Here is an 18,570-nt window from a genome sequence, read left to right as displayed (position 1 = left end):
AACCGCCGCAGAGGAAGGCTTGATGCCGAGCGGACGCCGCGCATCGGCCGTATTCCGCATGACGTTGACCTTCATGCTCCTGATGGTCGCGAGTTTTCTGACGGTGGAGGGTTGGCGGTCATGGCGCGACTATCGCCATGCGTATGTCACCGCTGAGGACTCTGCGAAAAACCTCGCCCGCGCGACAGCACAACATGCCGAGGATGCTATTCGGCAGGTGGATGTGCTGACGGCTGAACTGCGCGAACGGGTGGAGGGCGATGGGCTGCAAAACATCGACATCCCCCGCATACGGGCATTGCTCGATCAACAAACCAGGATCATGCCCCAATTGCAGGGCCTGTTCATTTATGCGCCCAATGGGGACTGGATCGTCACTAACCAGTACATCACGCCCGAAACGGCGAACAATTCCGACCGCGCGTATTTCAACTACCACCGCACTCATCCCGGGAGGGACATACGGATCGGCGAAGTGGTCAGAAGCCGATCCTCCCGTGAGCTGGTCATTCCCGTGTCTCGCCGCCTCGATAAACCCGACGGTTCATTCGGGGGCGTTCTGCTGGGCACCCTCAAGGTGAGCTATTTCCTGGATTTCTACGGTGATTTCAAGATTGACGACAAGGGCGCCCTGGTATTGGCGTTACGCAGCGGTGAAGTGCTCGTGCGTCGGCCTTTCATCTCCCCTGCAACGGAGCAAAGCCTGGCCCGGAGCGAGATTTTTACACGTTATCTGCCCCAATCCAGCGAGGGGGTCGCGGAAGTCAGGGCCGTCATCGACAACACGCGAAGGCTGTACGCGTACCGCGCGCTGACCTCCTATCCCCTGGTCGTGGAGGCCGGGCTGTCCCGCGAATCGTTCATCGGTCCATGGCGCCATGACCTGTTCAAGACCGCGATGGTGCTGCTGGTGCTGATGGGCTTTCTCGCGAGTTTTGGCGCGATCGTGCTGGCGCAACTGCGAGCCAGATTCCGACTGGAACGGGAAATCAGGGTGGCCCACCAGACGCTTCAGGACATGGCGCTGACGGATAGCCTGACAGGATTGGGTAACCGTCGAAAACTGGACATGGTCCTGGAGCAGGAGATCGAGCGGGCCAGGCGCCAGGGAGAGCCTTTGGCGCTGATCATGCTGGATGTCGACTATTTCAAACGCTTCAATGATCGGTACGGCCATCCTGCCGGAGATACGTGCCTGCAGCAGGTCGCGCAGGCCATCCGAGGCACGCTCAAACGGCCGGCCGATCTTGCGGTTCGCTACGGGGGCGAAGAGTTCACCGTGCTGCTGCCGGGAACGGATGCCACAGGAGCGGGCCAAGTGGCGGAGGACATGATCCAGCGCGTTCGCGCCTTGAACATCGATCATGCCGACCACCCGCTCGGCATTGTGACAGCGAGCGCTGGCGTCGCGGCGGTGACGCCCGCGAAGGAGCCCACCAATGCCGCAGGCATGATCAAGTCAGCCGACGCTTTTCTGTACATGGCCAAGCACTCCGGCAGGAATCGCTGGTGTTCGGACGAAACTCTTCACAAGGGAAACGCCGAAACGCCCCTCCCCGCCAAGGCGAAACTTGCCAGTGAGCCCGATTGAAGCAGCGCTGCCCGTCGAACCTGTTGCAAGACTCGCAGGTGCCTGGGCCGCGCCTGCTGTCCTTGACGCCGATCCCGACCTGTCGTGCCGGGCCTTCCAAGCGCACAGCGGGGCATCGTCAGATGCCATCCGCGTGCGGCTTGCGTTCCACGTCATGAGGTTTTGCCTGCCCAAAGGTCCACGGGCCCCAGCCGGTCGGCCATCTGGGTGTCGAGCATCCAGCCGGGGTATTCAGGCGGCAGTTCACTGACGGCGTCGAGCTTGGCGATCTCATCCTGGCTCAGCTCAATGTCGATGGCTGCGAGGTTGTCCTCCAACTGGTCGAGGCGCTTGGCGCCCACCACGATGGACGTCACGACCGGCTTGGACAGCAGCCACGCCAAGGCGATGCGCGCTGGGCTGCAACCACGCGCTTCGGCCAGCGGTTTGAGCACATCGATGACGTCCCAGGCGCGTGCCTTGTCGACGATGGGAAAATCGAAGGTCGAGCGGCGGGAGCCTTCCGGCGTTTGCTGGTCGCGGCTGAACTTCCCGGAAAGCAGACCTCCGGCAAGCGGGCTCCAGACCATCAGTCCCATTTTCTCGGCGTCGAGCAACGGTTTGAGCTCTCTTTCGAGATCCCGCCCCACCACGGAATAGTAGGCTTGGAGGGTGTTGAAGCGTTCCAGATTCAGCCGCGCGGAAACGCCCAAGGCTGTCGCGATCCGCCATGCCTGCCAGTTCGACACGCCCAGGTAGCGCACCTTGCCCTGCCGTACCAAGTCGTCCAATGCGCGAAGGGTTTCGTCGAGGGGCGTCAGCGTATCGGTGGCGTGGATCTGGTACAGGTCGATGTAGTCCGTGCCGAGCCGTTTCAGGCTAGCGTCGACCGCATCCATGATGTGCCCACGCGACGCGCCCACGTCGTTGCGGCCTGGCCCCATGCGGCTATAGACCTTGGTCGCCAGCACCACTTCGTGGCGGGCGATGCCCAGATTCTTGAAGGACTGGCCAAGGGTGCGCTCGCTTGCCCCAGCCGAGTAGACGTCCGCCGTGTCGAAAAAATTGATCCCCGCCTCGACGCTGGCTTTGACCAACGCATCGGCACCAGCCTGGTCCACATTGCCAATGTGTTCGTATACACCGGTCCCGTCGCTGAACGTCATCGTGCCCAGGCACAGTTGTGAAACCAGCAGGCCGGTATTGCCCAATGTCTTGTATTTCATCTGATTTTCCTCCCAGGACGATGCTTGTCTTCATTCGAAAAAACGTGGCGTGTCTGAAGGCCGGGGCGCGCCAGACGCGACTCAGGTGTTCGGCTCGGAAACGGCCATGCAGTAGTGATTGCCCGACTCCCGCAGCCGGGCCACGTCCCGTCCCGGGGGTGCGCCGAACATCCGGCAATAGTCGCGGTTGAATTGCGAGGGACTGTTGTAGCCGACCCGGGCCCCGGCACTGGCGGCGTCGAGACCTTCGGCCAGCATCAACCTTCGCGCCTCTTGCATGCGCAACTGCAGACGAAACGCGAGGGGACTGAGCGAGGTCACCGCACGGAAATGCAGGTGAAAGTTCGACCGGCTCATGGCCGCCACTTCAGCGGCGTCCTCGATTCGGCAAGCCGTGTGGAAATGGCGTCGTATCCAGGAAATGGCCCGACTGATCTGCTGGAACTGACTCTGGCTGTGGACCATGTGCCGCAGCAGGCTGCCGCTGGGTCCGGTCAACAGCCGGTAGTAGATTTCCCGCAAGATAAGCGGCGCCAGCGCCGGGACATCCTGTGGCGCATCGAACAATGCCAACAAGCGGATGGCGGCATCGGTCAATGCTGGCAGCGCGTCGTAGATCGCCAGCCCCGCCGGGGGCGAATCAGGGTTCAAAGACGAGGGATGGAGCGCGGCCAGTTCCGCGATCTCTTTTTTGTCGAGATTGATCTGCAAGCACAGATAAGGCTTTTCTGCACTGGCCTCGACGACCGAACCCATCACCGGTTGAGCGATCGAGGCGATCAGGTAGCGGGTACAGTCGTAGGTCAAGGCGGTGGTGCCCACGCTCGCCTGTTTGCGGCCTTGCGCGACGAAGCAGACGGTCGGCTCGTAGATGACGGGCATCGGCTCGCTGGGCGTCGACCAGCGAATCAACTTCACCGCTGACACGGGCGTGTCGAATGTGCCGTCCCCGATGGTCTGACGTGAGATGAGGTTCGCCAAGCGTGCCTGCGGCGACATACCGTGCCCTCCTGTGATGACGTCCAGCGTTGTCTCACGCTTTCGGCACATAGGACAGGCATTGGTTCGCCTCGGTGGAGGATCGTGCAATCATCCCGGACAACCGTGCTACTGGCTCATCGATAGGGCATCGTGTCGTGCACGTGATGGGGCCGCGCTTCGCGGTGACCTGCTCCACTGGCCCGTGCAAAGGCGCAGTGGGCATCACGTCATTTGTGCAGGATTGCCTGATGAATCGCGTCCAGCGGCAGAATGCGCTGCGCGGCGTTGAGTTTGATGGCTTCCTTGGGCATACCGAACACCACACAGCTGGCTTCGTCCTGCGCCACGGTGGAGGCACCGGCGTCGAGCATTTCTTTCAGCCCTCGCGCGCCGTCGTCGCCCATGCCCGTCATGATGATGCCGGTGGCATTCTTGCCGGCCGATTTGGCCACCGAGCGAAACAGCACGTCCACCGAAGGCCGGTGACGATTGACCAGCGGACCGTCGATCACCTGCGCGTGATAGAAGGCGCCGCTGCGGGTGACCATAAGGTGCTTGCCGCCTGGCGCGATCAGGGCCAGCCCCGGATGGATGCGGTCGTTGTTCCGCGCTTCGCGGACTTCCAACTGGCAGATGCTGTTGAGACGGTCGGCAAACGAGGCGGTGAATTTCTCGGGCATGTGCTGCACGATGACGATCCCGGGGCAGACCCGCGGCAATGCGGTCAGCACGGCCTCCAGTGCCTGAGTGCCGCCGGTCGAGGTGCCGATGGCGACGAGACGTTCGGTGGTCTGCGCCATGGCCTGGCCATTGGCGGCCGGCAGGATCGCATCGGCCGTGAGCTTCCCGGCCGGCACCACCGGTGACGCGGCACGGACACTGCGCCTGCCCAGGTTCTTGACGTTGGAAAGCGCTGCGGCGCGAATCGCCGCGACCAACTCGCTCGCCGACTCGAGGAGGACATGCTTCAACCCTGTTTCCGGTTTGGCGATCACTTCCACCGCTCCGGCCGCAAGCGCTTGCAGGGAGGTTTCCGCCCCCTTCTGCGTGAGCGACGAGCAGATCAGCACCGGGGTGGGCCGCTCGCTCATGATTTTCTTCAGGAAGGTGATGCCGTCCATGCGCGGCATTTCCACGTCCAGCACGATCACATCCGGCCATTCCCGCGCCAGTTTGTCCATGGCGAAAATCGGGTCGGAGGCGGCCCCCATCACATGGATATCCGGCGTGTCATTGAGAATCGCCAGCATCACCTGACGGACCACGGCCGAGTCATCGACCAAGAGCACGCTGATTTTTCTGTTAGGCATTGTCTCGAAGTATTCCCATTGGTTTGTGCCGCACCCAGACGTTGCCGTTCCACAGGTCGAACATGATGGTGCGGTAGCCCGTACTGCCCAGGTCCTGGGCGATGAGCTTCAAATGATGGTGCTCGGCAAGGGCCAGCGCCGCCCGCACATTCTGACGGGCGACATCCTGCATGGGGAGCGTGGGCGGCTGGCCGGGAAACATTTCGCCGCCGCCGAACAGCTTGACCTGATAATCCTCAGCCCGCGTACCGTTGGCGCGGGCATGACGCAACAAGACTTCAAGCGCTTCGTCGGCATACCGGCCATCGAGGGGTTGAGCATGGCGCGCACGCGCCGGGAGCATGAAGTGACACATGCCACCGATGTGCCGCTGCGGGTGCCAAAAGGTAATGGCCACACATGAGCCTAGCAAGGTACGCAGGCGAGTTGGCTGGGTGGCGAAGCTCACGTCGCCAGGTGCCAGGATCACTTCGGCCGCGCCGACAGGCTTTCTCATGGCTTGCGGTAGATGGACGGCGCCACCAGCTTCAACGTGTCGTTCACGCCGTTGAGGCTTTCGGAGTGGCTGATGATCAAATAGCCGCCTGCTTTAAGCAGCGGCAGCAGGCGTGCGACGACCTGACTTTTGGTGTGGGGGTCGAAATAGATCATCACGTTGCGCAGGAAGATCACGTCGAACTCGCCCAGATTGGGCAACGCTTCGTTGAGGTTGACCTGAATGAAATTCACCCGGTTACGCAGGCTGCGTTCGATCAGGAACGTGCCCTCCTGGCGGCCAATCCCCTTCAGGCAATATCGGGTCAACAGCGACTGCGGCAGGTTGCCGATTCGCTCCATGCGGTAGTGACCGGTGCGTGCCTTGGCCAGCACTTGGGTGCTGATGTCCGAGCCGATCACTTCCCATGGCGTGGTGCCCAGCGCCTCGGCCAGGGTCATCGCCAGGCTGTAGGGTTCCTCGCCCGACGAACTGGCCGCACTCCAGATGCGGAACACTTTGCCGGGGGCCGCACCGGGCAGTACGTGCCGGCGCAGAAACTCGAAATGCTTCGGCTCACGGAAGAAATAAGTTTCGTTGGTCGTCAGCAGATCGAGCGCCACCTGCAACTCGTCCTTGCGCTGATCGGTCATGATCAGCTTGAAATAGTCGCCATAACTTTTCAGTTCATAGTGTTTGAGGCGCTTGAACAACCGGCCGGCGACCAGCGCTTTTTTGGCCGGCGACAGGTTGATCCCCGCAGCCCGGTGCAACCAGGCCTGGAACTGGCTGAATTCACGGTCATCGAGCGATGCGTTGTGTGGCATGGCTCGACCCTAGCGTGGATTGAAATCGAGAGCAGGCGTTTGAGCGGCCTCCGCAAGACTGGACATCTCGTCGAGGGAGAGCACCTTGTCCACCTCCAGCACGATCACGAACTTGCCATCGACCTTCGCCATCCCACCAATGAAATCGGCACGAATACGTGCGCCGAAGTTGGGCGGCGGCTCGATCTGCGCGTCCGGAATCTCTTGCACCGCCGAGACGGTGTCGACCAGCAACCCGACATCCTGCGCCTGACCCGTTCCGGAACCTGCCTCGAGGATGATCACGCAGGAGCGTCGAGTGATCGCTGAGTTCGCCCGGCCAAAGCGGGCCGACAGATCGATCACCGGCACCACCGCACCGCGCAGATTGATCACGCCGCGCACGAAGTCCGGCATCATCGGCACCACGGTCAGGCTGCCATACTCGATAATTTCCTTGATCCCGAGAATGCCGAGGGCGAACATTTCACCCCCCAGCATGAAGGTCAGGTACTGCGCGCCTTCGTCTTCGCCAACCGCTGCATCACGCGTCGTCATCACTGCGCCCATTTCGTTCTCCTTGTGACCCGCTCGCGTCTGCGATCAGAAACGGGTGAATTCCGACTCGTCCAATGTACTTTCCATGGCGTAGGCCACGGCCTTGCGCGGCGGCTGCACCTTGCGCACGGGCTGACGCGGCATGCTTGCGGCACCGTCCTGCGGGCCGGCCGGCGCGGCGGCGCGAGGGCTGGAATCCAGGACGAAGAAGCTCATGGCCTGCTGCAATTGTTCCGCCTGACTGTTCATCTCTTCGGCCGTGGCCGCCAGTTCCTCGCTGCTGGACGCGTTTTGCTGGGTGACCTGATTGAGCTGGGTCATGGCGGTGTTGATCTGAGCGACGCCCGCGGCCTGCTCTTCCGAAGCCGCACTGATCTCCTGCACCAGGTCGGACGTCTTGTTGATGGACGGGACCATTTCCCCCAGCAACTGACCGGCTTTTTCCGCCATGTCGACACTGCTGGACGACAGCTCGCCAATTTCCTGGGCCGCGACCTGGCTGCGCTCGGCCAGCTTGCGCACCTCAGCGGCAACAACGGCGAACCCTTTACCGTGCTCCCCGGCCCGAGCGGCTTCGATCGCCGCGTTCAGCGCCAACAGGTTGGTCTGGTAGGCAATGTCGTCAATGATGCTGATGCGCTGGGCGATTTTCTTCATCGCCACCACGGTCTGTTGAACCGACTCGCCGCCCTCGGTGGCTTCCTTGGCCGCCTTGCTGGCCATGCCATCGGTCACCTTCGCGTTCTCGGTGTTCTGATTGATGCTGGCGCTCATCTGCTCGATCGACGCACTCGTCTCCTCGACGCTGGCGGCCTGTTCACTGGTGGCTTGGCTCATCGATTGGGCCGTGGCGCTGACTTGCTCCGACGCGCTGGCCAGATTGTCGGCCGCGTTGCGGACTTCTCCGATGATATGCGTCAGCTTGCCGACCATGTTGCGCATGGCGTTGAGTACCATGCCGGTTTCATCTTTCGCACCCGGCTCGATGTGAGCGTTCAGGTTGCCTTCGGCCAGTTGTTCGGCCGCCCTCGCGGCTTGGCGCAGCGGACGAGAAACGATCCGTGCGATCAGCAGCGCCAGTGTCAGGCTGATCAGCAGCGCCACTACCAGCGCCACAACGATCGATAGCCGTGAGTTTTCGTACAGCGCGGTGCCTTTGTCGCCGGCTGCGGTGCCGCCTGCGGCATTCAGTTCGACCATTTTCTGCAGACGGCTCGTGAGTTCGTCGTAGTGAGTCTTGGATTCCCCACTGAAGACCGTTCGCGCCTGGTCTGTCTGGTTCTGCCGGGACAGCTCGAACAACCGCTTGCTGGTGGCCTGGTAGGCACTCCATGCGCTGGTGACACTCGCCAGCAACTGACGGTCTTCGTCATTCGAGAGCAGTTGCTGGTAGGTGTTGACGCGGGTTTCGAACTGCTGCGCCGCGTCTGCCGCTTCGCGCTCGGCCTGGACCTTTTCATCGCTGCTGTCGGTGCCCAGATGCCGGTACTCTTGCAAGCGGTAGCTGGCGATGAAGAAACGCATGCCCGAGGCGGCACGCATCGACGGCATCCAGTTGCCTCTGATGTCCTGGGCAGCCTGATTGACGGCACCCAGTTGGAGGATGGCGTATCCCCCCATGGCGGCGGTCAGCACCAGGACCACCAGGAACGAGCCAACCAACTTGGTTGAAATCTTAAGATCGTAAAACCATTTCATCGAAAATCTCCTTGTAGTGCACACACGTCAGCGGGCAACGACCGATGCCGGTAAAGGCGACGGGCTGGTGCGGGCTTCAAGTTGTACGATTTGATTGAGCAGCGCGGGTACATCGAGGATCAGCGCTACCGCTCCGCTGCCCAATATGGTCGAGCCACTGATGCCGCGCAGTGCACCGAACAGCTTGCCGAGGGGTTTGATCACGGTCTGGAATTCGCCCAGCAGGTCATCGACGACCAGCCCGGCCTTGTGCTCGGCATAGCGCACCACCACCACGTTCTGGCGACGGGCCGGAGGGCCTTCGTGGCTGAAATGAGCGCGCAGGTCCACCAGCGGCAACACTTCGCCACGCAAGTCCAGGTAACCCTGCTGGCGACCGGATTCACGCTGGTGTTCATCCAGTTCAATGCATTCCTGGACCATGTCCAGCGGAATGACGTAGGTCGAGCGGTCGATACCGACCAAAAAGCCGTTGATGATTGCCAGCGTCAGCGGCAGCCGGATGCGCACCAAGGTGCCCTGGCCCGGTTGGCTGTCCAGCTCGACGTTGCCGCGCAACAGGGTGATGTTGCGCTTGACCACGTCCATGCCGACACCGCGGCCGGACAGGTTGGTCACGGCTTCGGCGGTGGAAAACCCCGGCTCGAAGATCAGGTTGTAAATCTCCTGATCGGTGAGGACTGCACCGCTGGCCACCAGCCCTCGCGCCTGGGCTTTTTCCAGGATGCGTTCGCGGTTGAGACCTGCGCCGTCATCGGCGATTTCGATGACGATGCTGCCGGAGTCATGGTAGGCATTGAGGCTGAGATGGCCCTTGCTCGACTTGCCCGCAGCACGCCGTGCATCGGCACTTTCGATACCGTGGTCCATGGCGTTGCGCAGCAGATGCATCAACGGGTCGCCGATCTTTTCGACGACCGTCTTGTCCAGTTCGGTTTCCGCTCCGCTGATGCTCAGCTCGATGTCCTTGCCCAATTCCTGGCTGACATCGCGCACCACGCGCCGGAAACGGTTGAAGGTGTCGCCAATCGGGATCATGCGCAGGTGCAGGGCACCGTCGAGTATTTCTTCTACGAGGGTCGAGACCGTCGACGTCGCCTCTTGCAACGGCGCGTGATGACACGACCGCGCCAGCAGGTTGGCGCCGGCACTGGCAATGACCAGTTCACCGACCAGGTTGATCAGTTCGTCCAGCGTGTCGGCGTTGACCCGCACGAAATTGCCATCTCGGCTGCTCGCGTCGCGGGTGGTCGGCGAGCGTTGCGCGAGCGCTGCGGAGGGACTTTCCTCGACCGGTGCAATCAGGGGGTGGTCAGCGCAGACGGTATCGGCCACAGCGTCCTCGATGGCCACGATGCTGACCTCGCAGTCGTCCCGCACAAAGTCGAAGACCTCGTTGAGGCTGGCGTGGCTGGCTGCCGACCGCAGATCGATCTCGAAGCCCAGATAGCAGCTTTCCGGGTCCCAGCTTTCCAGCGCGGGCAGAGTGTCGGTGAGGGTCGTCACCTGAATCATCTCCCCCAGGGTGCCCAGGTAGCGCAAGAACGACAGCGGGTCCATGCCGTTACGGAAAACGTCCACCCCAAAGCGTAACGACAGGTGCCACAGCCGTGCTTCGCTGCTCGGCTCACTCGCAACGGCCAGTACCTCTCGATTGGCCTCGTGGGTGGCCTGGTAGGCAAGCAGCGCCTGCCGCAGCGCCCCCTCGCGCTCAAGGGCGGCGGGCGTGAGCGTCTCACCTTTGGCGGCGACGGTATCGATCAATTCCAGCATGTGATCGCCGGACCTGAGCAGCACGGCGATCAGCGTGTCGTCCACCTCGACGCTGCCATCGCGCAGGCGGTCGAGCACGTCCTCGACGATGTGCGTGAAACTGACCACAGGTTCCAGGCCGAAGAGGCCGGCGGAGCCCTTGATGGTGTGTGCGGCGCGGAAAATCGCGCCGATGCTGTCCTGATCGTCCGGCTCGCTTTCCAATTGCAGCAGGGATTGCTCCATGACTTGCAACTGTTCGCGTGCTTCGACGATGAACGTCTGCAGTGCCTGATCGAGATTGATGCTCACCTGGACTTCCTTTGTCTGTCTCTGGTCGGTGGTCAAGCTGCTACAGCGCAGCACGGCCACACAGTTGCAGCGCCTGAGCGACTGCCTGGCTTTGCCCGGTCAGGCGCAGCGCGGTGCCCTCGTGGACGCTTTCACGGTGGATCACGGCCAGCCATTGCACACCCGCTCCATCGATTTCCGTGACCTGAGACAGGTCCAGCGCCAAGCTCGGGGCCGAACCAACGTGGGGCAAGAGCGCTTCGGCGAGTTCGGCGACGGTGTAAATCGTCAACTCGCCTTCGATGGCCACCTGGATCGTGTCATCGACCAATTCGTGAGTGATCGGCATGGCTGCCTCCCTGGCGCAACGTGTTAGGGCAGAATGAGTTTGGAGACCGCCGCCAGCATCTGCGCCGGCTGAAACGGCTTGACGACCCAGGCTTTGGCGCCGGCCGCCTGGCCTTCGGCCTTCTTCGACTCCTGCGATTCGGTGGTCAGCATGATGATGGGCGTGAACTTGTAGCTGGCCAGCTTCTTGACCTCCTTGACGAAGGTAATGCCGTCCATGTTCGGCATGTTCACGTCGCTGATGATCAGGTGCACCTTCTGACCGGTGAGTTTGCTCAGAGCATCCCGACCGTCACAGGCCTCGATCACGTCGTAACCTGCGCTTTTCAAGGCAATACCGACCACTTGCCGAACGCTGCTGGAGTCGTCGACCACTAATACATTCTTCGCCATGGTGTGTTCCTAAAAGAAGGTGATGTCTTGAGTACTGGATTGCGTCGCGGCCTCACCGTGGTGAGTGCGTCGCTGTTCGTCGGTGGCGTAGGTGGCCTCCATTCGGGCGAGCCACTGGCGCGCATCGATGGCCACGGCCTGATCGGGCGACTGACTGGCCTGCACCAGATGCTCGTGCAGCGCGTGTATGTTGTCGCGCACGTGGCTGAGGATCTGGCTGACCCGGTCCTGGAATTGAAGGTTGACCAGCACCTCGGTCATTTCATCGCGAATGCCGTAGCTCTCCTGTTTGAGCAGATCGGCGGATTCAGCCAGGCTGGCGGTGATGGTCTGAAAGCGTTCGAGCACCGATTGGATGCTTTTCTCGGACGAGGCCACTGAGTGGCTGTCCTGGTCGGCGCTGCTGGAAGCGGCGTGGACCAATTGCGTGATCGCGGTATTGATGATGTCGACTTTGGCGGACATCTGCTGGCCGGTCTCGCTGGACTTGCTCGACAGGCTGCGCACCGCATCGGCGACGACCGCGAACCCTCGACCGGCCTCGCCCGCGCGCGCCGCTTCGATGGCCGCATTCAGGGCCAGCAGGTTGGTTTGCGCGGCAATGGCCGCGACGTCGGCGGCCATCGTCCGCAGCTCGCCCGTATAGGCTGTCAGGCCGCGGACCTGGGCCAGGGTCTGGTCACGGCTGGTCTGGCTGGCCTTGAGGGAATCGATCACCTGGCTCAGTTCGGTGTCGCTGGTGGCGAGCACCTTGAGCGCCCCTTCGGAGCCTTGCCCGTCCAGCTCACCGGCGGCTTGCTGCGAAGCCTGAACGGTGTCCTGCAAGCGCTCGGCGATGCCGGTGAACCGGCTGGTCAGGCTGACGATCGCTTCTTCGGTCTGCTGGCGCGAACTTTCTACCTGCCGCGACCAGATGGGCATCGCGCCCAGCAATACCTCATCCAGCTGGGTGCGTGAGGCCGAGCCACTGTGCTGTGCATGCGAACCGGCCTGAGTCTGTCGCGCCTGTTCCATCGACTGGAGCACGGCTTTGTGCCTCGATGCGCTCAAGGCACAGGCGATCAGGCTGATGGCGATCAGAGCGGCAGACGCGATCCAGTTGGCGAGGGAAGTGGACTGCGCGAGGATCCACGCCACGGCGGGAACGACCGGAATGAATGCGACCCCGCTGAAGAAGCGCGGGTGATCGGAAAAGGCTGGACGGTCGTGTCGAGACGAGGTCATGGAGTTCGTTCCTTGAACGTTGTTGCAGACATAAAAGTGACATACAGGTTATCTGCCCACTGTGTCGCAACTTGAGACTCGTCTGTGTACCTTCCGTCCGGTTCATGACCTGTCGAGGCGTGAGTGATCGCTCACGCCGCGGCCTGGTCCCTCATGTCGGTGTCCAGTTCTCACCCTTCTCGGCCATGACCCTGGCCGACGTGTCAGCGCTGCGCGCGCGTTCGCCTTTGAGCTTGAAGGACTTGGGTTCGAGCTGATCTTTGCCGTACTCGAAATTCACCTCGCCTTGCAGACGCTCCACACTCAACGAGCTACTGCTGCTGTAATTCACCCAAGGGGTGGGAAGCACGAAAGAGTCCTCCTTGGTGGCTGCCTTGAACACAGCGATGCTGCTGATGCGCAAGTTATTGCGGTCGGTAACCAGCCGCTTCAGTTGCTCATCGTCCAGGGTGCCATTGGCGGCGGCGGTTTCGATCTGTTCCTTGATGTCGTCTCGCAATTCCAGGATCACTTCAGCCCGGGTACCACTGCCCTTCTGCAAGGTGTCGAGCAGCGACTTGAGATGCGGATCCTTGGCCATCAGGCCCTGGATGATTTCCGCATTGCCTTGATGCCCCTCTCTGAAATACTGCGTCGCCCAGTCGACAGCGCGCTTGGTGTTGCTGGCCGAGCCGACGCGTCGAATGTTGTTGTGGGTGATCGTCATGTCCATCATGGTCATCAGCACGCCACCCTGTTCTGCCGCGGTGACCTGGCGCTGCATCTGGCGCAAGCTTTTCAGCGCCGCGTACTGACTGTCGTCCACCGTCGCGGCCTGCCCTCCATAGGCGGTGCTCAATGCAGTGAAGCGCGCCAGAGGGTCCGGTTTGCTGGCCTCGTCGGCCTTGGGAAGGGGCTCGATGTCGGGAAACGCTTCCTTGAGGCTTTTTTCCAGCGCATCCACTTCACTCTGCTGCGGCGGCAAGGCGGCCTTGAACCTGGAGTCGAAGGACTTCCCGGTCTTGGAATTGAGCACCAGACTCGCACTGATGCCCATGGGAATACCGCCTGAAATGAACGCGCCGTCGGGCTGGGCGACAAACGCCGTGTCGAACAGCCGCGCGTAACCGTTGAGTTTGGTCTGCTCGAAGAAACGCGCGCGGTTATCGCTGCTGATGCGCGTGTTCAGGCCATCGTCGCCGCGACCGGCGGTGCGTTGACGCTCGACGCCAAGCAGGCTTTGAGTGGCGACCAGACCGGCACCGAAACGCATGAAGCCCGAGACCGGTTTGGCTTTGGTCTGCCCGACGCTGACGCGAAACTCTGCAGCGGCAGTGGTTTCGACGTCGAGGTTGTATTTCTGCCCGGTGCGCACTTCGTGCTCGACGCCGCGGTCGATCAGCGCCATGGGCCGCAGCCCTTCCTGGGTCGGGTTCTTGCTGCTGTTCAGTGGCGCGGAGGTGAGGTCGTGAATGAACGCGTCCAACTCGTCCTCGCGCACGAAAAAACTGAGCGCCTGGGTTTGAGTGAATTTGTTCTTGACGTCCAGCGAGCCACCGAAACGGCCACCCACTGTCGTGTGCCGTTCATGATCACTGCCAGAGCTCGAAGTGTGCACCTCCGTGCTCCCCGGGACGTTGCCCGCGTTGCCAGCGTCCTTGCCGGTGACCACGCCGCCAGCGATCATCGACGTCCCCACGGTGAGCGCTCCGTCACGACCAATCGACACCTTCAGCCCTCGGTCAAAGCGTGTAAGGGTCAACGCGTAGGTGCGCTCGGGATCGACGCTCACCCGAGGCCCCAACACCGCAATACCCGCGTCGAACCCCAGGGTCGCCGCGCCACCGCCGCTGTAGACGCGGTTGATCTTGATGTTCTCTCTTGGCTCCAGCTCGCGGATGGCCGTCAGCAATTTTTCACCGATGCGCGCCTGATCGGTTTCCAGCCCCTGGCGCAGGTTCATCGACACCGGGTGATGTTCTTTGCGCAGGTACTTGAGGATGCTCTTGAGTGCGTCGTAGTCGGCTTCCAACTGGGTATGGTTGTTGAATCCGGCGTCCGTCAGTTGCTTGAGCTGATTATTGCCCCACTGCCGGTTGTGCAGGTCCGCCAGATTGGCGGCGACCGTCTGCACGGGATCCGGCTGCGCATTGGCAGCGGCGCCGGCCTGCGCGGTGGGTTGCGCTGCGCCGGCCAATGCCGTTTCCAGAGCGGTCAGTTGCGCCTCGATGTCATTAAACAGCACCGCGTTGTGCGCCAGCCGCGCTTTGACCAGCGACATGTCGTCGTGACCATCACGGCGACTGCCTGGCAATTTGCTGGATGAGCGTTCGATCACGACATGGTTCGACCTCATCTGGTCGAGCAGTTGGCGGGCGGGGTTGTCACGCGGCAACCCTGCCTCCTGAAGCACACCGTGCAGTTGTTCGACGAAGTTGTCCTGCGCGCGGGTCGACGGCCGATAGCCAGGGTTGGGGCCACTGTTGAGGTTCAACGGATTGCGAGTACTCAGGCCGATGCCAGGTGAATGCTCACCCAAGGTGCGTAGCTGCAAATGGAGACTATCGGTGACCTCTTTGCTCAACCACTCGAACAGTTGCAGAAGCTCCTGAGTGGCCGGGTCCTCATGTTGGGTCTTGAGCGCCTGAAGGCGATCGCCGATAGATGGCGTCGGCAAACGGGTGAGGTTGCCCGAGTCGCGCTGTTCCGTCCGGAGTTGATCGAAGGCCTGCAGGGCGCCCTCTTGCGCCTGGTAGACCTCACTCAGCCCGGCGCGGCCTCGGTATTTATGCTCGACGTAATCTTCCGCCACCTTGAGCATGGCCGGGGTTTTCAAGAGTCGGCTGGGTAACAGGTGCGCCTTCAGAAACCCTAGCTGGGTGGGCGCCAGCTCCTTGGCGTGCAATTGCTGAGCGTTGCCACGACCAAACACCGTGGTGTCGAACTTGGCCGTAGGGTCGAGTTTAGGCAGGTGCCCTACGGTGGGTACGCCAAACAACGCTTCACGATCCTTCAGCGCGCCGAAGCTCCCATGATTGGATGGGGCATTGGCTGTGCTCGCCTTATCGCGGCTCCAGGCGTTGCCGTCCAGCGCGAACTCGCCGTCGGCGGTTCTGGCCAAAAGCTGCCCGTCGCTGCCGGTGCGCATCTGAAGGATGGCGCCGCCTGTCAGGCCCGTAGTGGGGACTGCCTGCCAGGCGTCCGCTCGACGTGGAGTGATGTCGTTCGATGCCCAGGTGGCACCGTCCATTCGATGGATGCTGCCGCCACTGAGGGCGAACAAGTCCTTGCCACCGGTGGCAAGGGCGGTGACCTTCCCGCCTCCCGGCGTCGCGGGCAATTGATGCCGGGGACGCTTCTGATCGTGCACCCGCAGCTTGCCTTCGCTCAGGGTGACGAAGCGCTGATCGTTGAGCACCGCAATCTTTTCGGCCTTGATGCCTCCAAGCCCCGGCATGACCGAACCGGCCTTGACCTCGGTGGTCCGTCCCGGCAGGTTCAGATCCGGACCGTCATTGAATTGATGGCTGGCCGATTGCTCATTGACCGCCAACGGCTTGACCTCGCCCTCCTTGGTCACAATGTAAGCGTTCTTGTCTTGACCGATCTGCACGTCTTGCAGGTCTTTTTCCTTGGCCTTTTTCCACAGGCCGGTTCGGGCATCCAGCAGCATCAACTGCTTGTCGTGTGCGGCAATGCTGCCGTAGGGCAAGTGCAACTGCTCATGGGTCGGCGGCTTGACGTCGGGCAGCCCCCGTCGGCTGTCCAGTGTCAGGGCCTGTGTCATGTTCCAGCCAGGCTGGAAAGCAGGACGGGCCTGGCTGCCTTCCTGCATCGGACACGCGTGTTCCTGACCGTTGGCACCCTTGACCTTGGCATGCAGGGTACCGTCGCTGTCGGTGAACAGCCCGGTGAAACGATGGGCCCCGAGCGACGCCGCCAGCGAAGGTTGCTCACGAACCTGGCTGAACGACAATGGCAACTGGTTGATATCGGCGCTCAGCAATTTGCCATTGGCGGTGGCGACAAACACGGCGTTGCCGGCGACGGCCAACGCTTTGGGTTCATCGCCGCTGCCGAGCGGGCCAGTGCGCCCGGCAATGGCAAAGGGCTGAACCTGGCTGGCCGCATCGCCCCGCAGCAACTCGATGTTGAATGTCTCGTTCTCCTTGGTAATCGCCAGGTGATCGCCGCTTGCCGTTCTGGCGACGTCGCTGGCCTTGTGCAGGAAGGCCAGAGGTCGTTGGGGGTCTTGCAGGGCGCGCACCTTGCCGTCGTCATCAATGCCGTACACCGCATCGCGCCCCAGGCTGTGCAGGCTGCTGTAATCGCGGGCCGCGTCTTGCGCCTCCCACCCCGACGCCGTGAGCTGGTAAAGCTTTTTATCCTCCGTGCGCCAGTGTTTGCCATGCCCCTGATGCACGCCGTTGATCTGCGCCAGCAGCCCTGACTCTGGCAGCTTCAGGCCGGTGCCCGTGGCCGTCGCTGCGGTCTGACCAACCTGAATGCCGTGGTTGCCGACGCTCAGGTGACCGTTGTCCGGTGGCAGTGGACTGCTCAGTGCAACGCTGCCCTTGAGCAGGGTGATCGCACCGGGACCGGCGTGGGCATGCACCAGCCGGTTGTCTGTGTCGAGCAGCAGGTGATGCTGTGCGTCAAGCAACTGGAAGCGATTTTCCGGTTTGCCGAGCACCGCCTGGACCAAGTGATCCAGCGGTTCGGCACCCATCTGCAGTTGGTGATCGTGCAAGGCCATGGTCATGGTCGGCCCGGCCAGCGGCGCGTTCGCTGCCGCCGTCGCAGCCGGATTGGGCACAGGCGGCGGAGGCGTGGGAGGCGTTGGCTGCCGTCCGAGTTGTGCCAACTGCTGACGCAGCGAACTGATTGGTGGACGCGTGGGCAAGGGACCAGGCGTTGACGAAGCCAATGCCTGATGGATAGAGGGGCTGTGAGCGGGTTCTTCCATACGGTCGGACAATTCACCCAGCCGGGCGCGGGTGGCGGCAGCGTCCAGCGCTTGCTGACGCAACGGGCTGTTGGCCGCGTGTGATGGCAACCGACCGGGCGCCGGCGAATCCATCGTCTGCCCTATCGAAGTGCCCTGGTCCGGGGCTTCCATGCGGTCGGACAACTCACCCAGCCGGGCGCGGGTGGCGGCAGCGTCCAGCACTTGCTGGCGCAGCGGGCTGTTGGGCGCATGGGATGGCAACCGACCGGGCGCCGGCGAATCCATCACCTGCCCTATCGAAGGGCCCTGGTCCGGAACCTCCATGCGGTCGGACAACTCACCCAGCCGAGTGCGGGTGGCGGCAGCGTCCAGCACTTGCTGGCGCAACGGGCTGTTGGGCGCATGGGATGGCAACCTACCGGGCGCCTGCGAATCCATCAATTGCCCTATGGAAGTGCCCTGCTCCGGAGCCTCCATGCGGTCGGTGAGCAACCCCAGTGCGCTGTCCGGCACGCTCCCCGACGAGCGACCAAGATGGGGCGCCGACGCGCTCGACCTCACCGAGCGTGGCACATCTCGGGCGTCCTGGCCGCGACGTTGACGGGAAGACGGCAAATCCAGACTGGCACTGCGTCCCATCGTCGCCAGTGACGTGCTGCCCGGTGCGACGCATGGGCTGACGCCGGAACGCTGTGCCACGGAGCGGGTGCCACCGTCCATTGAGGGGGTGGTACTGGTGATGGCAGCGGTTACAGGTCGCGTGACGGGGGGCAACATCGGGAACCACCTATTCCATGTATTCGGTCCCCTTGAGTGGCCCACGGTCGATGACGGTTCCACGAAGCGGTTCGTGAGTCGGCGTCATGCTTGCCAATGGATCGGCCCTCGGTGTCGGGACCTGTATGGCCCAGTGATGGGTGCCGTTGAGATTGGGGGCAGATCCGTTTGCGCGTGGGCTGGGAGCTGGGGTTTCGCTCTTTGCGGGCGACTCTATTTTGTTCTTGCCAAAAA

Annotated in this window: 13 protein-coding genes; 1 reads left to right on the top strand and 12 read right to left on the bottom strand. The window is 62.4% G+C overall.

The annotated features are described in order from the left end of the window. Positions 1 to 22: 22 nt before the first annotated feature. On the top strand, positions 23 to 1,591 hold the full coding sequence (locus DBP26_RS17550; protein WP_108238908.1) for a sensor domain-containing diguanylate cyclase: 1,569 nt from the start codon (positions 23 to 25) through the stop codon (positions 1,589 to 1,591). A 152-nt stretch (positions 1,592 to 1,743) separates the two neighbouring features. Here DBP26_RS17550 and DBP26_RS17545 read toward each other — a convergent pair whose 3' ends face one another. The 12 genes from DBP26_RS17545 to DBP26_RS17490 all read right to left on the bottom strand — a co-directional run bounded on the left by DBP26_RS17545 (position 1,744) and on the right by DBP26_RS17490 (position 18,336). After that, complete coding sequence (locus DBP26_RS17545; protein ID WP_108238886.1) at positions 1,744 to 2,796, bottom strand: aldo/keto reductase; 1,053 nt, start codon at positions 2,794 to 2,796, stop codon at positions 1,744 to 1,746. Between the two features lie 81 nt (positions 2,797 to 2,877). Next, a complete protein-coding gene (locus DBP26_RS17540; protein WP_108238887.1) occupies positions 2,878 to 3,795 on the bottom strand; it encodes an AraC family transcriptional regulator in 918 nt (305 codons plus the stop codon). 209 nt (positions 3,796 to 4,004) lie between these two features. After that, complete coding sequence (locus DBP26_RS17535) at positions 4,005 to 5,087, bottom strand: chemotaxis response regulator protein-glutamate methylesterase (protein ID WP_108238888.1); 1,083 nt, start codon at positions 5,085 to 5,087, stop codon at positions 4,005 to 4,007. Continuing rightward, complete coding sequence (gene cheD, locus DBP26_RS17530; protein ID WP_108238889.1) at positions 5,080 to 5,583, bottom strand: chemoreceptor glutamine deamidase CheD; 504 nt, start codon at positions 5,581 to 5,583, stop codon at positions 5,080 to 5,082. The genes DBP26_RS17535 and cheD overlap by 8 nt, the downstream gene beginning before the upstream one ends. Further along, a complete protein-coding gene (locus DBP26_RS17525; RefSeq protein ID WP_108238890.1) occupies positions 5,580 to 6,389 on the bottom strand; it encodes a CheR family methyltransferase in 810 nt (269 codons plus the stop codon). Before DBP26_RS17525 ends, cheD begins: the two co-directional genes overlap by 4 nt. Positions 6,390 to 6,398: 9 nt before the next feature. Next, positions 6,399 to 6,938 carry a chemotaxis protein CheW gene (locus DBP26_RS17520; RefSeq protein ID WP_108238891.1) on the bottom strand — a complete coding sequence of 180 codons (540 nt, stop codon included), beginning with the start codon at positions 6,936 to 6,938 and terminating at the stop codon, positions 6,399 to 6,401. Between the two features lie 33 nt (positions 6,939 to 6,971). After that, positions 6,972 to 8,624 carry a methyl-accepting chemotaxis protein gene (locus tag DBP26_RS17515; RefSeq protein WP_108238892.1) on the bottom strand — a complete coding sequence of 551 codons (1,653 nt, stop codon included), beginning with the start codon at positions 8,622 to 8,624 and terminating at the stop codon, positions 6,972 to 6,974. A 27-nt stretch (positions 8,625 to 8,651) separates the two neighbouring features. Beyond that, complete coding sequence (locus DBP26_RS17510; RefSeq protein WP_108238893.1) at positions 8,652 to 10,688, bottom strand: chemotaxis protein CheA; 2,037 nt, start codon at positions 10,686 to 10,688, stop codon at positions 8,652 to 8,654. Positions 10,689 to 10,728: 40 nt separating this feature from the next. Beyond that, positions 10,729 to 11,016 (bottom strand): STAS domain-containing protein, encoded by a 288-nt coding sequence (locus DBP26_RS17505; protein ID WP_108238894.1) that lies wholly within the window; start codon positions 11,014 to 11,016, stop codon positions 10,729 to 10,731. Positions 11,017 to 11,039: 23 nt separating this feature from the next. After that, positions 11,040 to 11,408: a response regulator gene (locus DBP26_RS17500; RefSeq protein ID WP_108238895.1), complete on the bottom strand. Its 369-nt coding sequence runs from the start codon at positions 11,406 to 11,408 to the stop codon at positions 11,040 to 11,042. A 9-nt stretch (positions 11,409 to 11,417) separates the two neighbouring features. Beyond that, positions 11,418 to 12,632 (bottom strand): methyl-accepting chemotaxis protein, encoded by a 1,215-nt coding sequence (locus DBP26_RS17495; protein ID WP_108238896.1) that lies wholly within the window; start codon positions 12,630 to 12,632, stop codon positions 11,418 to 11,420. Between the two features lie 151 nt (positions 12,633 to 12,783). After that, entirely contained in the window at positions 12,784 to 18,336 is a 5,553-nt protein-coding gene (locus DBP26_RS17490; protein ID WP_108238897.1) for an AvrE-family type 3 secretion system effector, read from the bottom strand. Positions 18,337 to 18,570 lie beyond the last annotated feature (234 nt).

Source organism: Pseudomonas sp. RIT409 (assembly GCF_003052515.2).
GTDB lineage: Bacteria > Pseudomonadota > Gammaproteobacteria > Pseudomonadales > Pseudomonadaceae > Aquipseudomonas.
This window is presented reverse-complemented; position numbering and strand designations above follow the sequence as displayed.

What these genes read in the sequence shown, in the direction of transcription:
- DBP26_RS17520 (WP_108238891.1), bottom strand. Translation starts at nt 6,938, where the DNA reads ATGGGCGCAGTGATGACGACGCGTGATGCAGCGGTTGGCGAAGACGAA.
- DBP26_RS17515 (WP_108238892.1), bottom strand. Translation starts at nt 8,624, where the DNA reads ATGAAATGGTTTTACGATCTTAAGATTTCAACCAAGTTGGTTGGCTCG.
- DBP26_RS17505 (WP_108238894.1), bottom strand. Translation starts at nt 11,016, where the DNA reads ATGCCGATCACTCACGAATTGGTCGATGACACGATCCAGGTGGCCATC.
- DBP26_RS17535 (WP_108238888.1), bottom strand. Translation starts at nt 5,087, where the DNA reads ATGCCTAACAGAAAAATCAGCGTGCTCTTGGTCGATGACTCGGCCGTG.
- DBP26_RS17500 (WP_108238895.1), bottom strand. Translation starts at nt 11,408, where the DNA reads ATGGCGAAGAATGTATTAGTGGTCGACGACTCCAGCAGCGTTCGGCAA.
- DBP26_RS17495 (WP_108238896.1), bottom strand. Translation starts at nt 12,632, where the DNA reads ATGACCTCGTCTCGACACGACCGTCCAGCCTTTTCCGATCACCCGCGC.
- DBP26_RS17490 (WP_108238897.1), bottom strand. Translation starts at nt 18,336, where the DNA reads ATGTTGCCCCCCGTCACGCGACCTGTAACCGCTGCCATCACCAGTACC.
- DBP26_RS17540 (WP_108238887.1), bottom strand. Translation starts at nt 3,795, where the DNA reads ATGTCGCCGCAGGCACGCTTGGCGAACCTCATCTCACGTCAGACCATC.
- cheD (WP_108238889.1), bottom strand. Translation starts at nt 5,583, where the DNA reads ATGAGAAAGCCTGTCGGCGCGGCCGAAGTGATCCTGGCACCTGGCGAC.
- DBP26_RS17550 (WP_108238908.1), top strand. Translation starts at nt 23, where the DNA reads ATGCCGAGCGGACGCCGCGCATCGGCCGTATTCCGCATGACGTTGACC.
- DBP26_RS17525 (WP_108238890.1), bottom strand. Translation starts at nt 6,389, where the DNA reads ATGCCACACAACGCATCGCTCGATGACCGTGAATTCAGCCAGTTCCAG.
- DBP26_RS17545 (WP_108238886.1), bottom strand. Translation starts at nt 2,796, where the DNA reads ATGAAATACAAGACATTGGGCAATACCGGCCTGCTGGTTTCACAACTG.